The sequence below is a fragment of the Aeromicrobium sp. CF4.19 genome (assembly GCF_051262555.1).
Taxonomy (GTDB): domain Bacteria; phylum Actinomycetota; class Actinomycetes; order Propionibacteriales; family Nocardioidaceae; genus Aeromicrobium.
The window spans coordinates 376876-396015 of the sequence record NZ_JBIMEU010000002.1; the positions used below are offsets into that span (position 1 = coordinate 376876).

17 protein-coding genes are annotated in these 19140 nt (G+C 68.7%); 3 read left to right on the forward strand and 14 right to left on the reverse strand.

Annotated features, from left to right (window positions below):
- From ACHAAC_RS06430 to pafA, 7 genes are all read right to left on the reverse strand, one after another.
- Nucleotides 1-2742: a DEAD/DEAH box helicase gene (locus ACHAAC_RS06430; protein WP_435715229.1), complete on the reverse strand. Its 2742-nt coding sequence runs from the start codon at nucleotides 2740-2742 to the stop codon at nucleotides 1-3.
- A 64-nt stretch (nucleotides 2743-2806) separates the two neighbouring features.
- Entirely contained in the window at nucleotides 2807-3631 is an 825-nt protein-coding gene (gene tatC, locus ACHAAC_RS06435) for a twin-arginine translocase subunit TatC (RefSeq protein WP_435715230.1), read from the reverse strand.
- 1 nt (nucleotide 3632) lies between these two features.
- Nucleotides 3633-3905, reverse strand: coding sequence for a Sec-independent protein translocase subunit TatA (gene tatA, locus ACHAAC_RS06440; protein ID WP_435715231.1), 273 nt, complete (start codon nucleotides 3903-3905; stop codon nucleotides 3633-3635).
- 25 nt (nucleotides 3906-3930) lie between these two features.
- Complete coding sequence (locus ACHAAC_RS06445) at nucleotides 3931-4881, reverse strand: helix-turn-helix transcriptional regulator (protein ID WP_435715232.1); 951 nt, start codon at nucleotides 4879-4881, stop codon at nucleotides 3931-3933.
- The gene (locus ACHAAC_RS06450; protein ID WP_435715233.1) at nucleotides 4878-5837 is read right to left on the reverse strand and encodes a helix-turn-helix transcriptional regulator; all 960 of its coding nucleotides are present in this window, start codon (nucleotides 5835-5837) and stop codon (nucleotides 4878-4880) included. Before ACHAAC_RS06450 ends, ACHAAC_RS06445 begins: the two co-directional genes overlap by 4 nt.
- Before the next feature lie 12 nt (nucleotides 5838-5849).
- Nucleotides 5850-6755: an FKBP-type peptidyl-prolyl cis-trans isomerase gene (locus ACHAAC_RS06455; RefSeq protein WP_435715234.1), complete on the reverse strand. Its 906-nt coding sequence runs from the start codon at nucleotides 6753-6755 to the stop codon at nucleotides 5850-5852.
- A gap of 72 nt (nucleotides 6756-6827) precedes the next feature.
- Nucleotides 6828-8189, reverse strand: coding sequence for a Pup--protein ligase (gene pafA / locus ACHAAC_RS06460; RefSeq protein WP_435715235.1), 1362 nt, complete (start codon nucleotides 8187-8189; stop codon nucleotides 6828-6830).
- Nucleotides 8190-8272: 83 nt separating this feature from the next.
- On the opposite strand from pafA, the gene ACHAAC_RS06465 reads away from it, so the two are divergent.
- Nucleotides 8273-9253 (forward strand): aldo/keto reductase, encoded by a 981-nt coding sequence (locus tag ACHAAC_RS06465; protein ID WP_435715236.1) that lies wholly within the window; start codon nucleotides 8273-8275, stop codon nucleotides 9251-9253.
- A gap of 22 nt (nucleotides 9254-9275) precedes the next feature.
- Here ACHAAC_RS06465 and ACHAAC_RS06470 read toward each other — a convergent pair whose 3' ends face one another.
- Together ACHAAC_RS06470 and ACHAAC_RS06475 are read right to left on the reverse strand one after the other, a co-directional pair.
- Complete coding sequence (locus ACHAAC_RS06470) at nucleotides 9276-10580, reverse strand: DUF222 domain-containing protein (RefSeq protein ID WP_435715237.1); 1305 nt, start codon at nucleotides 10578-10580, stop codon at nucleotides 9276-9278.
- Nucleotides 10581-10925: 345 nt separating this feature from the next.
- Complete coding sequence (locus ACHAAC_RS06475; protein WP_435715238.1) at nucleotides 10926-11639, reverse strand: hypothetical protein; 714 nt, start codon at nucleotides 11637-11639, stop codon at nucleotides 10926-10928.
- Between the two features lie 356 nt (nucleotides 11640-11995).
- Here ACHAAC_RS06475 and ACHAAC_RS06480 point away from each other — a divergent pair, with 356 nt between their 5' ends.
- Nucleotides 11996-13147 carry an IS110 family transposase gene (locus ACHAAC_RS06480; protein ID WP_435715239.1) on the forward strand — a complete coding sequence of 384 codons (1152 nt, stop codon included), beginning with the start codon at nucleotides 11996-11998 and terminating at the stop codon, nucleotides 13145-13147.
- A 50-nt stretch (nucleotides 13148-13197) separates the two neighbouring features.
- Here ACHAAC_RS06480 and ACHAAC_RS06485 read toward each other — a convergent pair whose 3' ends face one another.
- A complete protein-coding gene (locus ACHAAC_RS06485) occupies nucleotides 13198-14130 on the reverse strand; it encodes a GNAT family N-acetyltransferase (protein WP_435715240.1) in 933 nt (310 codons plus the stop codon).
- Between the two features lie 296 nt (nucleotides 14131-14426).
- Here ACHAAC_RS06485 and ACHAAC_RS06490 point away from each other — a divergent pair, with 296 nt between their 5' ends.
- Nucleotides 14427-16172: a hypothetical protein gene (locus tag ACHAAC_RS06490; protein WP_435715241.1), complete on the forward strand. Its 1746-nt coding sequence runs from the start codon at nucleotides 14427-14429 to the stop codon at nucleotides 16170-16172.
- 200 nt (nucleotides 16173-16372) lie between these two features.
- Here the strand turns inward: ACHAAC_RS06490 and prcA are convergent, their stop codons facing one another.
- From prcA to ACHAAC_RS06510, 4 genes are read right to left on the reverse strand one after another with little or no spacing between them, the layout of a single operon-like run.
- Complete coding sequence (gene prcA, locus ACHAAC_RS06495) at nucleotides 16373-17071, reverse strand: proteasome subunit alpha (protein WP_435715242.1); 699 nt, start codon at nucleotides 17069-17071, stop codon at nucleotides 16373-16375.
- A gap of 10 nt (nucleotides 17072-17081) precedes the next feature.
- The gene (prcB, locus tag ACHAAC_RS06500; RefSeq protein WP_435715519.1) at nucleotides 17082-17909 is read right to left on the reverse strand and encodes a proteasome subunit beta; all 828 of its coding nucleotides are present in this window, start codon (nucleotides 17907-17909) and stop codon (nucleotides 17082-17084) included.
- On the reverse strand, nucleotides 17909-18115 hold the full coding sequence (locus tag ACHAAC_RS06505) for a ubiquitin-like protein Pup (protein WP_435715243.1): 207 nt from the start codon (nucleotides 18113-18115) through the stop codon (nucleotides 17909-17911). The genes prcB and ACHAAC_RS06505 overlap by 1 nt, the downstream gene beginning before the upstream one ends.
- A 57-nt stretch (nucleotides 18116-18172) precedes the next feature.
- Entirely contained in the window at nucleotides 18173-19084 is a 912-nt protein-coding gene (locus tag ACHAAC_RS06510) for a LysR family transcriptional regulator (RefSeq protein ID WP_435715244.1), read from the reverse strand.
- Nucleotides 19085-19140: the final 56 nt, after the last annotated feature.

Consider the following 19140-nt stretch of genomic DNA (forward strand, 5'->3'; position numbering starts at 1 on the left):
TCAGGTGGAGATGGAGCTGTACTCGACCACGCCGCGGCGCAGGCCGTCGAGGGCCTCGCGGGCGGTGGTGCGCAGCGGACCGGGGCCGGCAGCCTGCGCCACCTGTGCCATGACGTCGATGAGCTGCTTCATGGTGCGGACGAAGTCGCCCGCGGCAAGCTCGGTTTCACGCAGGACGTCGTCCAGCGAGGCCCCATGGACCCAGGACCATGCCGCGTTCGCGAACCCGAAGTCGGGCGAGCGCAGGAACCGCACCCGGTGCTCGCGCTCGAGCGCCTGCAGCTCGCTGCACAGCCGGGTCATCTCGTCGGCGATGGTGAGCACGCCGCCGTTGGGCATCGTGGGTGTGGGGGCGTCGTCGGGGTTGCGGGTCTCATAGCTCAGCCCGCTGATCACGGCGGCGAGGTCGGCCGCGTCCAGTCCCTCCCAGACGCCCTGCCTCAGGCACTCGGCCACGAGCAGGTCGAGGTCGCTGTAGAGGCGCTGCAGGCGCAGGCCGCCCTCGGTGACGGTGTCGCCGTCGAGGTAGCCGAGCACGTCCAGCACCTCGCACACGTGGTCGAACTGCCGGGCGACCGTGTTGGTGCGCTGCTCGATGCGGCCGCGCTGGTTCTTGGTGTCCCGCTGGAGCTTGAGGTAGCGCTCGGCCCACCGTGCGTGGGACTCCCGGTCGGGGCACTGGTGGCACGGGTGGGCCTTGAGCCGTGCCCGCACCTCGGCGATGCGGGGGTCCTCGTGCGTGGGCCCGTAGCCGCTGGACTCCCGGTAGGGCTTGTCGCGCTGCCAGCTGGCGTCGGGCACCCGGTTGCGCAGCGACGACGCGAGGTCCCGGCGGGCCTGGGGACTGCGGGAGTTGAACGACTTGGGGATCCGCATGCGGGTGATCGGCTGCACCGGCGTCGGGAAGTCCATGGCGGCGAGGCGGCGCGCGTGACGTCCGGCCGTGAGCACGAGCGGGCGTGGCGTCTCGGCGAGGGCGGTGCCGGGGTCGAGCACGACGGCCAGGCCCGCCCACTTCCCGGCCGGGACGTCGATCACGTCGCCGGGCCGCAGGGACAGCATCGACTCCACGACCTCCTCGCGCACGGCGGCCTTGCGCAGCTTCTTGCCCGAGGCCTCGATGTCGCTGAGCTCGCGGCGCAGCCGGGCGTACTCCATGAAGTCGCCGAGCTCGCACTGCGCCGACTCCAGGTAGCCCTCGAGGGCCTCGTCGGCCTTGTGGATCTGCCGGGCGAGGCCGACGACGGCGCGGTCGGCCTGGAACTGGGCGAACGACTGCTCCAGCAGCTCACGGGCCCGCTCCCGGCCGACCTGGTCCACGAGGTTGACGGCCATGTTGTACGAGGGGCGGAAGGAGGAGTTGAGCGGGTAGGTGCGCGTGGAGGCCAGGCCCGCGACCTGGCGGGGGTCCAGGCCTGCCTGCCACAGCACGACGCCGTGTCCCTCGACGTCGATGCCACGGCGACCGGCGCGGCCGGTCAGCTGGGTGTACTCCCCCGGCGTGACGTCGACGTGGGCCTCGCCGTTCCACTTCGACAGCCGTTCCAGGACGACGGAGCGGGCCGGCATGTTGATGCCCAGGGCGAGGGTCTCGGTGGCGAACACGGCCCTCACGAGGCCGGCGCTGAACAGCCGCTCCACGACCTCCTTGAAGGTCGGCAGCATCCCGGCGTGGTGGGCGGCGACTCCGCGTCCCAGGGCCGCACGGAACTCGTGGTAGCCCAGCACGTGCAGGTCCTCGTCGGGCAGGTGGGCGCAGGCCGCGTCGACGGCGTCCTCGATCTCGGCCCGCTCCTCGGGCGTCGTGAGCATGATGCGGGCGTCGAGCAGCTGCTGGACGGCGGCGGCGCACCCGGCCCGGCTGAAGATGAACGTGATGGCTGGGAGCAGGCCCTCGGCCTCGAGCTTGGTGACGACCTCGACGCGGCTCGGCGTGCGGTGCTGCGTGCGCGGACGTCGACTGCCCTTCGCCGGGCGGCCGCGGGGCCGCCGGTTCAGCTGCCAGTCCTCCCGTGCGAGGCGCTCCAGCTGACGGTTGACCACGGGCCCGCCGTCGGTGTCGCTCAGTCCGTCCTCGAACAGCGGGTACAGCCGGCGCCCCACCAGGACGTGCTGGTGCAGCGGGACGGGACGGCGCTCCTCCACGATCGTCACCGTGTCGCCACGGACTTCGGTGAGCCAGTCGCCGAACTCCTCGGCGTTGGAGACGGTCGCGGACAGCGAGACGACGGCCACCGACTCGGGCAGGCCGATGATGACCTCCTCCCAGACGGCACCGCGGAACCGGTCGGCCAGGTAGTGCACCTCGTCCATGACGACGAAGCCGAGTCCGTCGAGCGTGCGCGAGCCCGCGTAGAGCATGTTGCGCAGGACCTCGGTGGTCATGACGACGATCGGCGCCTCGCCGTTGATCGTGTTGTCGCCGGTCAGCAGACCGACGCTGTCGGCGCCGTAGCGTTCGACGAGGTCGCCGAACTTCTGGTTCGAGAGCGCCTTGATGGGGGCGGTGTAGAAGCACTTGCGGCCGGTGGCGAGAGCGACGTGCACCGCGAACTCCCCGACGACGGTCTTGCCGGAGCCGGTCGGCGCTGCGACGAGCACGCCCCGTCCGTCCTCGACCTCGCGGCATGCACGGACCTGGAAGTCGTCCAGCGTGAAGCCGTGCAGCCCCCGGAACTCGGCGAGGTGCGGGTGCTCCCTGTTGGCCCGGGCGCGGGCGTACTGCTCGGCCGGACTGGTCATGCCACCCAGCCTACGACCCGGGCCGACCTGGGGCCGGGCGCCGCTCCCGCCGGCGGGAGCGGCGTCAGTCGAGCGGGGAGGCCTCGTCGTCGGAGGGCTCGGACTGCACGGCCTTGGCCCGCTTGCGGTCCGTGAGACGAGCGACGAGCTCGGAGATGAAGTACAGGACGAGCATGGGCACGGCCAGGAAGAGCATCGTGAGGGGGTCGGTGGTGGGTGTGGCCACGGCGGCGAAGACGAAGATGCCCACGATGATCCACGGGCGGGACTGGGCGAGCTGCTGGGCCGAGACGATGCCGAGGCGGTTCAACATGATGACCACGAGCGGGATCTCGGCTGCCACGCCGAAGACGAGCAGCATCTTGATGATGAAGTCGAAGTACTCCGCACCGGTCACCAGCGAGCCGAAGCCGTCGGGGACGAACCCGATGAGGATCTCCATGGCCTTGGGCAGCACGGCGTAGGCGAGGGCGGCTCCGCCGACGAACAGGGGGGCCCCGGTGCCGGCGAGGAAGAACGCCCACCGCTTCTCGTGCCGGTGCATCGCCGGCAGGATGAACGCCCACATCTGCCACAGCCAGAACGGGCTGGAGGCCAGCAGGCCGAAGACGAGCGAGATCTTGAGCTGGAACTGGAAGGCGCCGCCGACGCCGGTGATGACGAGCTCAGTGTCGATGCCCTCGGACTGCAGCAGGGGCCGCATGTCGACGTAGGGCTGGGTCAGGAAGTCCAGGATCGGTCCGTAGAAGACGAACCCGACGATGGTTCCGACGGCGATCGCGAGGACCGCTCTGGTCAGGCGCTTGCGCAGCTCCCGCAGGTGGTCCACGAGCGGCATGGAGCCGCCCGGGGCCTTCTTCGCGGCGGCTGCATCGCGCCGGATCGCCAACTCAGCCCTGTTCGGGCTCGCGCGTCACGCGGCCGGTGGCCGGCGTGGGCTCCTCGGAAGACTCCAGCGCGTCGGGAGCGCGGTCGTCCTTGGCGGTGTCGTCCTTCTTCGTCCCGTCCTTCTCGTCGTCCTGCATCTCCTGCACCTCGGACTTGAAGATGCGCAGGGCACGTCCGGAACCACGCGCGAGCTCGGGCAGCTTGCGGCCGCCGAAGAGCAGGAGGACCACGCCCAGGATCAACAGGATCTCGGTGGGGCCGATGCCTCGGAACATGACTACTCCCTCGTCGGTGTGTGTCTCAATCATCGTACGCGGCGAGGGCCGAGCGGGCACGGTCCCTCACCTGGGCGCCGATCGCGGCAGGTTCCACGACGTGCAGCGTGCCCGCGTTGCGCAGCGCCAGACGCACCAGCCAGGACTCGTCGCTGCCGTACAGGCGGACCCGTCGCAGCCCGTCGGGTTCGCCGAGCTCGTCGACCTGGTAGTACTCGCAGAGCCAGTGCGCGGCCGGCTCGAGGTCCAGCACGACGTGCGGGGTGTCCTCCCCGACGGTGAAGAGGCCCTCGCCCAGGGCTCGCGGCGCGTCGCGGTGCTCCTGGGCCGTCTCCCCCGTGGGCTCCGCGGACAACATCCGATCGAGCCGGAAGAACCGCAGGTCCTCGGCGCGCAGGCACCAGGCCTCGAGGTAGCGGTGCCCCTGCTCGGTGAAGACCCGGCGAGGATCCACCTCACGCGTCGATCGCTCGTCGCGCGAGGCGGTCACGTACTCGATGCGCAGCCGGCGGCGCGCGGCCACGGCATCGACGAGCGTCTCGCGGATCTGGGGATCGTCCTCGTCGAGGTGGACGTCGACGGGGGCGACGACCTCGCCTCCGACCGCACCCTCCAGCTTGGCGAGTGCGCTGTCGATGATCGGCAGCTGGGCTCCGACGGCGGAGGTCCGCAGCGTCCGCAGCGCCACGATCAGCGCGATGCCCTCGCGGCTGGACAAGCGCAGCGGGCGCTGCATGAACTCGGCGTCGCGGATGTACACGACGTCGTCCTCGTCGAGGGCGCCGAGGTCGAAGTCGATCAGCTCGCCGGCGTACTCGCCGACGCCGGTGTACATGAGCAGCCGGAGGTCGTCGCGGATCTGGCGTGGCCTCACGCCGAACTCGCGGGCGACGTCCGCGACGGGCACGCCCTCCTTGCCCTGCAGGTAGGGCACGAGCGCGAGCATCCGCAGGACCTGCTGGCCGGATCGGTTCACGAGGCGTCCTCCACGGCGGCGTGCAGGCGATGCAGGACCGCCTGCTGCAGCGCCTCCGGTGAGCGGACCAAGACGTCGGGCCCGTAGGACGCGATCTGTGAGGCGAGGTCCCAGACCGACGCGAACGGCACCTCGATCTCGTCGGTGGCCTCGTCGACCGGGCGCGTCGAGCTCGCGCCGCGCCGCAGCGACTGCCCGCGCTCGGCCCGCACCCGCAGCACGGCGAGCTTGTCCGGCTCAGCGGGGAAGAACGCCGCGGCGAGCTGGCCGAGGTCGGCGTCCTCGGGAATCTCGTAGTCGCCCGGGTCCGCCAGGTGCTCGACGTCACCGACGACGCGGGACAACCGGAAGACCCGAGGTGCCTCGCGGTCGACGTCGAAGCCGCCGAGGTACCAGCGACCCCGCCACGAGATGACCCCCCAGGGCTGGACGTGCCGCCGCGAGGGCTCCAGGCCCGGGCGGCGGTAGTCGAAGGCCACCGGGATCCGCGAGGTCGAGGCCTGCCACATGGCGTCGAACGCCGGTTCGTTGGCCGAGAGCTTGGGCTCTGCCATCCGCACGATCTCGGGGTCCACGGTGACGCCGGCGGCCTTGAGCTTGACGAGGGCGGTCGTGGCGTCCTGCGCCAGGCCGGCGTGCTCCCACACCTGCGCGGCGAGGCCGAGGACGGCGGCCTCCTCGCGCGTCAGGTCCAGGTCCGGCAGCTCCACCTCGTCGCGGCGGATGCGGTAGCCCTGCTCGTCGTCGAAGTACTTGTCGTTGCCGCCCATCTCGACGGTGATGCCGAGCTCGCGCAGCTCCTCCTTGTCGCGCTCGAACTTGCGCTCGAACGCCTGCTGGCCGGACTCGCGGTAGTCCGCGATGGCCTGGCGGATCTGCTCCTTGGAGAGGTACTGACGGGTCGCCAGCAGCGCGAAGATGAGGTTCATCAACCTCTCGGTCTTGCGGTCGGCCACGAGACGAGGATGTCAGGAGGCGTCGAGCAAGTCGACCACGAACAGCAGCGTGTCGTTCTCGTCCGCGCCCTCGGGCGGCTGCTGGCCCCCCGTGCCGGGCGGGCACTCGATGATGATCCGGCTCCCGACGGTGTTGCCGGGGACCTGCTCCTGCCAGCAGGGATAGAGCTGCTGCAGCTGGAACGGACTGGGCGAGCCGCGCTCCCAGCTGGAGTCGAAGACCTCGCCGTCGGGGTAGACCTGCCCCACGTAGTGCGCGGTGATCGAGGGGTTCTCGGCGGTGATCTCGTCGCCCTCACCCTTGATGGCCACCCAGGAGCGGGACTCCGCGCCCTTGCTCGGGGCGTCGGCGGTCTCGTCGGTGGACTCGAAGCCGGTGACCTCGTCGTCCTCGGTGGTGATCTCCGGGACGCTCTCGGGGACGTCCTGCTCCTCGCCGCTGGCCTCGGTGGGCACCTTGGCGACGATGTCGAACAGGAAGACCATCGAGTCGTCCGCCTGGATGCCGAGCGCATCCTGGGCGGCGCCGAACCCGTCCTCGGGCGCGATGGCCACCAGGACCCGGCTGCCCACCTTCTGGCCCGACAGTCCCTTCACGAACCCGGGCATGACGGCGTCCTGCTGCAGCGGGACGGTCATGGGTGAGTCACCGGTGAAGGAGTTGTCGAACTGCTCCCCCGTGCGTCCGTTCACGGCGACGTAGTTGACCTTGACGCTGTCGCCGTCGGCGAGCTCCTCGCCGTTGCCCTCGTTGACCACACGGGTGTCGGTGGAGTCGGCCTCGAAGTCCTCGGGGACGTCCACGGACGGGTTGGCACCCTCACCGATCGTGATGTCCTCGAGCCCTGCACCGGAGGAGCCACCACATCCAGCGAGGACGAGGGTGCTGGTCAGGGCGAGTGCCAGGATGCGGCGCACAGGAGAACCTTCTGACGGGGACAAGGCCTCGGTCACACTAGCCGCGGGTCCCAAGAGGACGCTGAGCGTCGCCTACATGCCGTCGATGAGTCGCTGGACCCGTTCGTCGTGGGAGCGGAAGGGGTCCTTGCACAGCACGGTCCGCTGGGCCTGGTCGTTGAGCTTGAGGTGCACCCAGTCGACGGTGAAGTCGCGGCGCCGCTCCTGGGCGCGCTTGATGAAGTCGCCCCGGAGCCGGGCCCGGGTGGTCTGGGGTGGCACCGACTTGGCGGTGAAGACGTCGAGGTCGCGGGTGACACGGGCCACTGACCCGCGGTTCTCCAGCAGGTAGAAGATGCCGCGGTCACGCCGGATGTCGTGGTACGCGAGGTCCAGCTGGGCGATGCGCGGGTCGGCCCAGCTGAGCCCGTGGGTCGTCCGGTAGCGATCGAGGAGCCGGAACTTGATCACCCAGTCGATCTCGCGCTCCACGAGGGAGAGGTCCTCGGACTCGACCGCCTTCAGGCAGCGCTCCCACAGGTCCATCGTGCGGTCGATGGTCGGGGTGTGCAGGCCGTGGCGGTCCACGAACTCCGCCGCCTTGCCGAAGTACTCCGCCTGGATCTCCAGCGCGGACATCTCTCGCCCGTTGGCCAGCAGCACCTTGCGACGCCCGGTCATGTCGTGGGAGATCTCGCGGATGGCGCGGATCGGGTTGTCCAGGGTGAGGTCGCGCATCGAGACGCCAGCCTCGATCATCCGCAGCACGAGGTCGGTGGTGGCGACCTTGAGCATCGTGGTGGTCTCGCTCATGTTGGAGTCGCCGACGATGACGTGCAGGCGTCGGAACCGCTCGGCGTCGGCGTGCGGCTCGTCGCGGGTGTTGATGATGGGCCGGGAGCGGGTGGTGGCGCTGGAGACGCCCTCCCAGATGTGCTCGGCGCGCTGGCTGACGGAGTAGATCGTGCCGCGCGGCGTCTGCTGGACCTTTCCGGCCCCGCAGATGATCTGCCGGGAGACGAGGAAGGGGATCAGGACGTCGGCCATGCGGGCGAACTCGCCCCCGCGGCCCACGAGGTAGTTCTCGTGGCAGCCGTAGGAGTTGCCGGCAGAGTCGGTGTTGTTCTTGAAGAGGTAGATGTCGCCCTCGACGCCGTCGTCGGCCAGGCGGGCCTGGGCGTCGAGCATGAGCCCCTCCAGGACCCGCTCCCCCGCCCGGTCGTGGGTCACGAGGTCGACGATGTCGTCGCACTCCGGGGTGGCGTACTCGGGGTGGCTGCCGACGTCGAGGTAGAGGCGGGCACCGTTGCGCAGGAAGACGTTGCTGCTGCGTCCCCAGGACACGACCCGGCGGAACAGGTACCGGGCGACCTCGTCGGGCGAGAGCCGGCGCTGGCCCTTGAACGAGCACGTGACGCCGTACTCGTTCTCGATGCCGAAGATGCGTCGGTCCATGTCGTGAGCCTAGTGCTCGCGGCCGCACGACGCTGCTCTTGAGCGATGTCGCCGAGCGTGTTCGTGGACCGTAGTCTCGGGCCATGGAGCATCGACGCTTGGGAAGGACCGGCCGCGAGGTCTCGGTCGTGGGGCTGGGGACGTGGCAGCTGGGTGCCGACTGGGGTGACGTCACCACCGAGCAGGCGCTGTCCGTCCTGGAGGCGTCCGTCGAGTCCGGGGTCACGTTCCTCGACACGGCCGACGTGTACGGAGACGGTCGCAGCGAGAAGGTCATCGCCGAGTTCCGGGCCGCCCATCCCGGGCTGGACGTCACGGTCGCCACCAAGATGGGCCGCCGGGCCGAGCAGGTGCCCCAGAGCTACGTGCTGGAGAACTTCCGGGCCTGGACCGACCGGTCCCGCGCCAACCTCGGTGTCGACACGCTCGACCTGGTCCAGCTGCACTGTCCTCCGGGCTCGGTCCTGGACGACGAGGCGACCTACGACGCGCTCGACACGCTCGTGCAGGAGGAGGTCGTCGCCGCCTACGGCGTGAGTGTCGAGACCTGCGAGCAGGCCCTCGCGGCCATCGCCCGGCCCGGCACGGCCACCGTGCAGATCATCCTCAACGCCTTCCGGCTCAAGCCGCTGGACGAGGTGCTGCCCGCCGCGCGGGAGGCGGGCGTGGGCATCATCGCCCGGGTCCCGCTGGCCAGCGGGCTGCTGAGCGGCCGGTACACGAACGAGACCACCTTCGCGCCTGATGACCACCGCACCTTCAACCGCCAGGGCCAGGCCTTCGACGTCGGTGAGACCTTCTCCGGAGTGGACTTCGAGACCGGGGTCCGGGCCGCGACGCAGTTCGCCGAGCTGGCCCCCGAGGGCGTCACCCCCGCCCAGCTCGCCCTGGCCTGGGTCGTGGCCCAGGAGGGCGTCAGCACCGTGATCCCGGGAGCCCGCTCGCCGGAGCAGGCCCGGGCCAACGCGGCGGCCGCCGACGTCACCATCGACGACGACCTGCTCGCCGCGGTGCGCGACCTCTATGACCGCGAGCTCCGCGCCGAGGTCCATCCCCGCTGGTGAGTATCGACTGACACCGGGCACGTCAGATCCGCATCGGGACCTGATGATGGTTCCGCTGGTGCTGCAGTTGTCGGGCGATGCGGCGGATGGTGCCGAGCTCGCGATGGGCGGTGCGGGCCGGTGGTGGCTGGCTCGCCAGGGGCCGGCCGTCGCTCCGGCCGAAGTCGAACCTGCCCCTGCCGAGCGCTCGGACGATGAGCAGCTCCCGGTGCACGAGAGTGTGGCATCTCGGGCACAAGCCGACGAGCTGGTCGATGTCGGTGCGCCCACCGCGTGACCACCACACGGCGTGGTGAATGTCGAGGTGGGTGTTCGAGCAGCCGGGTGCGGCGCAGACACCGTTCTGACGGGTGATGACGACGCGACGCTGCTTGAGGGTCGCCAGTCGCTGCGTCCGGCCGACGTTGAGGACGTCTGCGACCGGGGCGTCGTCACGGGTGAGGACGCCGGTGACGTCGGAGCCGCAGGCGAGGTATCCGAGGAGCTTGGGCCCGATGGCGCCGAAGCCGACGAGCTCGGCCGGCGGGCCGATGCGGGTGGGAATGTCCTGCTCGGTTGCTGCGCGCTGGGCCTCCTGCGCGGCGTCGAGTGGTGCGAGGACCATGAGCTGGGGTCGTACGCCCTTGTCTGACGGGAGGCCATGCTCGAGGGCTGTCGTGAGGAGCTCATCGAGACCGTCGATGCGCCGCTGGGCGCCGGTTCGGAGGTCGTCGGCGTCGCGGGGTGCCCCGAGGGAGGACAGGATGGCGTGAAACTTGGCGCCGGTGACCGCGTTCAGGAATCCAGTCAGGTGGAACCCGTCGGGGACGGCGTTGAGCTGAATGTCCTGCTTGTCCATGCCGCGAATCCAGGCCTCGTCCAGCGAGTCGGGGTAGACGGCGGCGCGGAGGGAGCGGATCACTTGGCGCAGGTCCTTGGGCTCCGATGCCTGGGCGACGTCGAGCAGCCAGGGGCTGGCCTCTGACATCACGTCGTGCCCAAGGTGCTTGAGTCCGTAGGAGAACAGCGCGGTGTGGGCGGTGCCGATCCGGCCGGCACGGAGGGCTTCGCCCACGCCCGGCAGGTCGTGGCCAGTCCGCGCGGCGGCGACCAGCTGCTTGTTCTCCCCCGGCGCCAGACGGAGCCGGGCACGAGCCCATGCCGTCAGGGACGACGCACCGTCCAGCTCGTACGACCGGGTCTCCTCGACCGCCGCAAGCCGCTCGGCCTTCATCGCCGCCAGGGCGTTCTCAGCAGTTTGAATCGCGAGCAGAGCCTCCCGATCATCGAACACCTCCACACCCGGCAGCGCCGCCAGGAGCGTCTGCTGCGCGGAGAGGGTGTGCATGCATCAATCATAGTCGAACACTTGTTCGAGCACAAGTGTTGAAGTCTGCAATTCGAGCGGTTTCACGACTCACGTCGCCGGTCAACCAGAGCCGAGCGCGACGGCTCAGACGGCGAGGATCGAGCTCGGATCGGGCGCCGGCGTCGAGTGCCGCGCGTTGCGCCACGCCCTGCCTGGTCCCCCGCCCCTGGCGCGGCCGCTTCTCACTGTGAAGGGAGGGTGCATTTGCGACTACCACCTAGTGCCTTAGCGGCGGTATGACTTCCCAGTCGGTGCAGCCCGGAGCAAGCTCGACGGCGGGACTTTGGCAACCGTGAGCACGCCGAACGTGGTCGGTGTCCACCATCAGTGGAGCATCAAGGTCTGGCTGCCATTGTTCAGCCCCAGCAAGGTGACGACGACTTGGGTGGCATCGGTCTCGGATGGCAGATCGAACTCCTGGGTCGTGGGCGCGAAGTCGGCGGTACAGACCCTCTTGCTCGCGTCGCTGAACGTGATCGTCACCGAATCGTTCGCACCAGTGATCTCGGTGGCCGTAGGTGGGCAGGAAGAGCTTCCGTGGGTGACCACTGCGAAAGTTCGTCCTCGGTCAATCCACTTGGCCGATGGGCCTGGCCCAGGGGCGATGGCCTCGATGGTTGCCGACGTCGCATCCGGAGAGAGACAGGCTCGATGCTCTTCATCCACCGCCTCGATCGGCAGATCTTCTTGCCCACCGCCAAGCTGAACCTCGTTGCCGACGTCTACGAGCTCGTATCCGGTCAGGTGGAGGGTCTTGCCATCGCCGTGCAGGAAGGAGCCTTCGGGAGCGATGAGGAGATTTCCGCCGACGGTCAGACAATCCTGGTCGTTGACCTCAACCATGCCGCTCACCAGTGCTCCGAAACGCCCGTCTGCACCTTGGTTCACCAGCAGCGTCGGGACGTCATTAGTGACGTCGGGAGCAGGATCGGTGGCGGAGGGCGTGTTTTGATCAGACCTGCAAGCACCGAGAACGCCCAAGATGAAGATCGCTATCGCGGTCCATACGAACGCGGTTCGATGTCTCGCTGCGGACATCTCAGCCACCTCTGGGCTCGACGATGGGATCAGAGAGTCTAAGCGCCACAACATGGTGTTGTCTGCAGGTACGAATCCGTCTCGGCGCAACCATGCGTACGACCGACTTCGCCGTCTCGGGCCGAACGCGGCTACTAGAGGATTCCCTTAGGGCCGGTGTCTGGCCAGACTCGGTCTAGGTGCCCGGCGGGAAGCTCTCAATGCGGCTGCCCGCCCGGACTCGGGTGTGGCTCACAATCGGTCTGCTGCCCGTCGGGCACTGTGACGAGGCGTGGCTCAAGAAGGGACTGCCCTGCTCGTAGTAGCAATGCCCACCTCGCCGTCCACACCACAGCGAGTACAGGCGGGAGCAGCACATGAAACACGTGATCATCGGGGTGGATCCCCACAAACTGTCGGCGACGATAGAGGTCGTCGACCAACGTGAGCAGCTACTGGGTGCTGGCCGGTTCAGCACCGACCACGCCGGCTACAAGGCGATGCTCACCTATGCGAAGTCCTGGCCGGAGCGACGCTGGGCAGTCGAGGGCGCCAACGGTGTCGGACGGCCCTTGGCCCAGCGGCTGCTCGAAGCCGGCGAGCAGGTCGTGGACGTCCCGGCCAAGCTTGCCGCCCGGGTCCGACTCTTCGACACCGGACACAACCGCAAGACCGACGCCCGCGACGCCCACTCCATCGCGATCGTCGCGGTCCGCACCGGCACCCTGCAAGTGCTTCAGATCGACGGCGAGCTGGAGGCACTGCGAATGCTCACCGACCGTCGTGAAGCACCCACCCGACGCCGGGTCCAGACAGTCGACCGACTCCAGGCCCTGCTGGCCGAACTCTTGCCAGGACAGGCCAAACGCGACATCACCACCGGCCAGGCCAAGAAGATGCTCGCATCAGTGCGACCCCGTGACATCGCCGGCAAGACCCGGCGCCGGATTGCCGCCGACGAGCTCACCGAGCTGATCGCGGTCGAGGCCAAGATCAAGAAGGCCACCGCCGAGCTCAAAGCCATCGTGCTCGCCCGCGGATCCACGCTCATGGACCTGCACGGCGTTGGTCCCGTGGTTGCCGCTCGCATCCTGGCCGACGTCGGAGACGTCTCCCGCTTCGCCGACCGCAACCGGTTCGCCTCCTGGACTGGCACCGCACCCCTGGACGCATCCTCAGGCGAGCAGAACCGCCACCGACTCTCACGAGCCGGGAACCGGCGGATGAACCACATGATCCACATCGCCGCGGTCACCCAGCTGCGCCTGGACACCGAGGGCCGGACCTACTACCGACGCAAGCGAGCCGAGGGCAAGAAGCCACTCGAGGCGATCAGATGCCTCAAACGCAGGATCTCCGACGCCGTCTACCGACAGCTCCTCGCCGACGCAGAACGCGCCAGCGCGGGTCCGGGAGGGCACTGCGGGGCGTCTCAAGAATCCAGCGCGGTCGACCTGCCCCCGCACATCGACACTTCGGATCAGCCACTTCCCGGACCCGCGGAGAAGACGCTACGCCCAACCGGTTGACAACAGAAGGGAGCCGGTTAGACGTTCGTCGATTCGATCGCGGAGCAGCGCTATGAGTGAATCGCCGGCGACGTTGCCGTGCCGAGATCGGTCGAGCCCGCCGCGACTCCGGGAACTAGGCGGATATTGCGCGCATAGCGGGTGAACCCCGCAGCGGCGTAGGTACCCGACGCGGCCGGGGCATCGCGATCCGCTCGCGCACAGACCCGGGCGTGCGTCGCTCCACGCTTCTTGGCCGCCGCGAGCGAAGCCGTGATTGCGTTGATCGCCAGCCCTTGGTGTCGATGTCCGAGGAGAGTTCCTACTGGTTCGAGCACAGCAACCGATGAGTCATCGAGCCAGCTCAGGCAGAACGCGACAGCGGTTCCATCAGCGCTGCATACCATCCAGTCGAGGTCAGAACAGTATTGGTCGTCGGCAACAAGCCGGCAGTAGGTCTCGGTCGAAGGTTCCACATCCCCTGACGCTCCGAACACCTCGCGGTGGAGCAACGCGCGCCGAGCCAGATCGATGGACCCGTCGACAAGTCTGAGCGAATACCCCTCCGGCAAAGCGGGCGCCTCACGCAGCGATTCGAGCTCCATGCTCAGGTGGGCGAAGAACACTCCCGCGGGGGCGGGTTGATACCCGCGGACGGCGAGGGCGGCGATGAGCTCCGTCTCAGCATCGAGAACGATAATGGCGCGCTCCTCCACACGGGTGATGGATTCGAACCAGACGAGCACGTCCTCTAGCACGCAGCGGTGGGCAGCTGCGATTTGGAGGTCAAGCCGGCCAGCATCCCTCACCCACGCCCACGCCACGGTTTCACCCAGGTGTTGCCAGGTGGCGATTCGAGAGTTCTCGGGTGGGCCACCAGCCTCCCACCAGAACCACGTGAGCTCCCCGGGGTGCCAGCGACTCGACCAGCTCCACTCCCGACTCGCGAGAGCACGCATCCGCTCCAGCTGGCGCGCCCGTGTCCCCACTTCGACGTCATACATCCGTGACAGCGTCTCACTAGCCGTGACCATCAATGCCGAACACACGGTCAGAGAAGACGGCAGCTCCCTGGAGAAATCAGACGCGACGCTATGACCCACGTATCGGAGATCTGACCGATACATATAGCTCGTTAGCCCAGATTGACGCGACCCCCGTTGGTTGCTCACCAGCCGCAGGCACCCAGGGACGGCAGGAACCGGCGAATTTCTGGCGCTTCGACTGGCGCGCCGGCCCGCGTGGTCAACTGTTGCCGATACTAATGGTGCCGGCACAACCAGCAACGAGAGGAACAGACGTGGTCGACCGTGTTCCGTGGGTGCGCTACGACGGTGATGACATCGAAGCGGTCGTGGCAATGATGCTGAACCGGGAAAACCCCCGGTCGGTGCGGATTGCCCCGTCCCAGGGTGACGGTGGCGTCGACATCTTGGAACGCGGAGGCGCTTCCGACGGGGGCGATGTCGTCTGGCAGGTCAAGCGATTCGCCGAGCGCGACAAGTTGACTTCCGCCGACAAGGCGAAGATTGCGGCGTCGCTGAAGAAGCTCCTCGACCCCGACAAGCGCGACCCGCGCTGGGAGCGCCTGAACGTGACGGAGTGGCACCTTGTGATGCCGCTCGACTCCACCCCCGAGGACGTCACGTGGCTCGAGGACCAGGCCGCGGACTGCGGGGTGAAGGTCATCTGGGACGGCCTGGCTGTTGTCGACCAGCTCGCGGCAAAGTACGGCGACGTCATCGACTACTACCTGCACGGTGGCAAGTCGGCCATCGAGGAGGCATACCGCGAAGCGATGGCCCTGATGTCGTTGGGATCAGCAACGGCCGACAGTGAGTTGACTGTCGCCGAAGTCACCGCGCGCATCGAGAAGGCCCTCGGCACCCTCGACCGTGATCCCCACTACATGTTCGAAGTCCGGTTCGGGCACGGCGAGCCGCCCCAGCCGACAGACCGGCCAGGGCTGGTCATGACCTGGTTCCGCATCGACGAGTCGAAGCAGACCTGGCAGGCCGTCGACGTCATGGCTCGGTGCGCCGCCTCGATCGATGAGCGACCGATCACCATCAAGGGAGCACTGGACGTTTCCGGAGACCCCGACTTCGCTATGGCCGTCCAAGAGTTCTTCGAGTTCGGCACGCCGTTCACCAGCCCGGCAGGCACCTACACCGGCGAGATCGACGCCCCCGGTGGGCTCGGTGGCGAACTCGAGGAAGCCACCATCCGCACGACTCCCACCGCCAACCCGGACCTCGGAGCCGACACCGAACTCACGTTCGAGGTGCTCGGCCCTGAAGCTGATGTCCTGGCCCGCGCCGACGTCGACCGCACCGACCAGAGCAGCGGCACCGCCGGTCTGCGGACCGTACTCAGCGAGGTCGACGGAGTCTTCGAGATCGTCGCCATGCTCAACCTCAAGGATCAGACCATGGGCCTGACGCTGACCCTCAAGGACATCGAGGGACTCCCAGTCGCGCGGGCGCTACCTGCCGTCGAGTTCTTGGCCGCGTTCTGCCACCCGAACACCTATCGGCTCTTCCCCCGGCACGTGCCTGCTCACCTGGGCGTCAACGAGACCATCCCCACGGGCAACGACGAACTAACCCGACGAATGCTCGGGCTTGCACACCGTCTGCGCCCGCTCGACACCCTGCAACAGCACACCCGCTCGACCATCCGGGTACCCGACCTTGAGGCCATCGCCGGCCATTACCGCGAGTGGGCGTTCGTCGCGAAGATCGTCAACGGTGATGACGTCGCTGTCACAGCGAACGAAGGCGACGAGTTCCATGTCGTCCTCCCCGAGACCACGACGCTGCCGGACGTGACCTTCCGAGTCGCGCTGCCCCTGCGCACCCGGGTCGGCGACCAGCTCCTCGAATTCGGAACGGTCCTCGGCGAGTTCGTCGACCCCGAGATCCTCAGCAAGTCCGACCCGAAGGACGGACAGATCGTCTACGCCGTGCGAACCCCGGACCGCTCGATGCGGTATATCCCGGACACCGAGGACGTCGAACCACCCGAGAGCACCAGCGAGGCCTAGCTGCGAAGCGACCAGAGAGCGCACGTAACCGGCATCCGGCCCGCGGGAGGCAACGTCAGGGGATGGACCAGATCGCCGCGTTTCGGATGCCATCGCCGATACGACCGACCATCGGACCTGCGTCATTCTGAGCGGAAGGGCTACAAGGTCGACGGGCGGCCGACGTTGCCTTGAGGGGAGACGCGCCTTGAACGACTCAGTCAGTCGTGCGAGAGGGCTTCGGCGACGGCGTCGTCGCCGAGCCGCTTGAACTTGCGGGGCTGGCTGCGGGTGCGATCGAGCACGGCGACCTCCAGGTCGGGTGCGTCGATGCTGCGTGCCGGGCTCTGGTCCTGCCCGAGGGCCTGGACGGCCAGGGCGAGCGCCTCGGCGAGGGCAAGACCGTCCCTATGGTGCTCGGTGAGGTAGGCGTCCACCTGCTCGCTCTGGCCCCCCATGACGGCGTGCCCGCGGATGTCGGCCACGGACCCGTCGTACATGAGGCGGTAGATCTGGTCGCCCGAGGGCTCGTGGCCGAGCTCGGCCACGAAGATCTCGACCTCCCAGGGCTTCTCGCCGCCGGAGGAGAAGATCGTGCCGAGGGTCTGGGCGTAGGCGTTGGCCAGCCCGCGGCCGCTGACGTCGCGGCGGTCGTAGGAGTAGCCGCGCAGGTCGGCGAGGCGGACCCCGGCGATCCGCAGGTTCTCGAACTCGTTGTAGCGGCCAACGGCAGCGAAGCCGATGCGGTCGTAGATCTCGCTGATCTTGTGCAGTGCCCGTGAGGGGTTCTCCCCGACGAACAGGATGCCGTCGGCGAACTGCAGGACGGCCACGCTGCGGCCCCGGGCGATGCCCTTGCGGGCGAAGTCCGCCCGGTCCTTCATGAGCTGCTCGGGCGAGACGTAGAACGGTGCGGTCATGACAGGCTCCTCACGTGAGGGGGGCGGCTGGGCCGTCGGGGCGGGACATGCGTCCGGTGATGACCTCATCGGCGATGCCGGCGGTGGCGTCCTCGTCCCACGTGCGGTAGCCGTCGGCGGTGATGACCGAGACCAGCGGGAAGATGCGTCGGGTCAGGTCCGGTCCGCCGGTGGCGGTGTCGTCGTCCGCAGCGTCGTACAGCGCCTGGATGACGGCCGTGACGGCTGAGCGCTCGTCCATGCCCTCGGAGTAGAGCTTCTTCAGCGACCCGCGGGCGAAGGTGGAGCCCGAGCCGACGGAGTGGAAGGTGCGCTCCTCGTTCTTGTTGCCGGTGACGTCGAATGCGACGATGCGGCCGCAGCCCGCGGCGAGGTCGTAGGCGGCGAAGAGCGGGACGACGGCCAGACCCTGCATGGCCATCCCGAGGTTGCCCCGGATCAGGGTCGCGAGCCGGTTGGCCTTGCCGTCGGTGGAGAGCGTGGCGCCCTCGATCTTCTCGTAGTGCTCGAGCTCGACCTGGAACAGCCGCGTCATCTCGATGGCGATGCCGGCGGTCCCGGCGATGCCGACGCAGGAGTACTCGTCGGTCGGGAAGACCTTCTGGATGTCGCGCTGGGCGATGACGTTGCCCATCGTCGCGCGGCGGTCACCGGCCATCACGACGCCCTTGTCGAACGTCGCGGCCACGATCGTGGTCCCGTGCGTGACCCCCGCGAGCTCACCGGCGGTGGCCTGGCGGGCACCGGGCAGCATCTCGGGTGCCTGCGTGGCCAGGAAGTCGGCGAAGGAGGTGCCACCCACGGATCGGAAGTCCTCGGGCAGCATCGCCGAACCCATCATTGACCGCCCTTCTGCACGAAGCTGCGGACGAACTCCTCGGCGTTCTCCTCCAGGACGTCGTCGATGTCGCCGAGGATCGAGTCGACGTCGTCGTCGAGCTTCTCCTTGCGCTCTGAGTCCACTGCGGCGTCGACCTCGGTGGTGTCGACCTGCTCCTCGTCCTCGGTGGACTTCCGGGTGCTCTTGTGCTGCTGCTCGGCCATGTGACCAGCCTATCCCTCGAGCGTGCACACGGCCCTCCACCGAGGTCAGCCGGTCGATCAGGCGGTCACGACTCCCCCGGCGACCTCGTCGAGTGCGGCGAGGGCGGTGGCGATCGCCGGTTGGCCCAGGCTTCCGCGGCGCACGCCGGTGAGCACGTGCCGTGACGGAGCAGGCTCGCCACGCAGAGGCACCCGCACGATGCGGTAGCCCTCCGGCAGTCGGGCCAGGCGCGGGACCAATGCGACTCCGAGACCGGCGCCGACGAGCGCGGCGCCGGTCTGCCACTCCGCGGCTTCGTGCGCCGCAGCCGGTGTGAAGCCGGCCTGGCTGCACGCGGCGACGACGAGGCCATGGTGGGGACGGCCCGGGCGGTCCAGGATCCAGTCCGCCTCGGCGGCCTCGCTGAGCAGGACGGACGAGCGACCGGCCAGCTCGTGATCCTCGTGCACCAGCAGGTCGAGCGGGTCGTCCAGGAGCGGTCGCTGGTCGAACCGGGGATCCGCACGGGGCGGCAGCGACGCGGTGGAGACCGCGACGGCGAGGTCGGCCCGCTCGGTCAGCAACAGGTCGAAGCACTCCTCGGGGTCCGCCTCGATGATCTGCACGGTGCAGTACGGGAACGTGGCGCGCACGACCGAGGCAGCATGGGGCAGCAGGGCCGCCGCTGCGGTGGAGAAGCCGCACAGCCGCAGCGACTCGCTGGTCCGCTCCGCCACCACGGCCAGCTCGGCGCGGACCTCCTCCCAGCGCGCGGAGAGCTCATCGGCCCGTCGCAGCAGGACGTGGGCGGCGCCGGTCAGGCGGATGCCGCGCCCGGCCGGCTCGAGGAGCGTGACACCCAGGTCGCGGGCCAGTGCGCGCAGCTGGTGGGAGACCGTGGACGGTGTGTAGTTCAGAGCCTGCGCGGCGCCGGTGACGGTACCTCGGGCGGCGACGACGCGGAGCACCTGGATCCTGTGGTCGATCATGCAAGACCATGACACAGTTTCGTGCAGAAATGTTCACTTCTCTTCAGGGTTCTTCG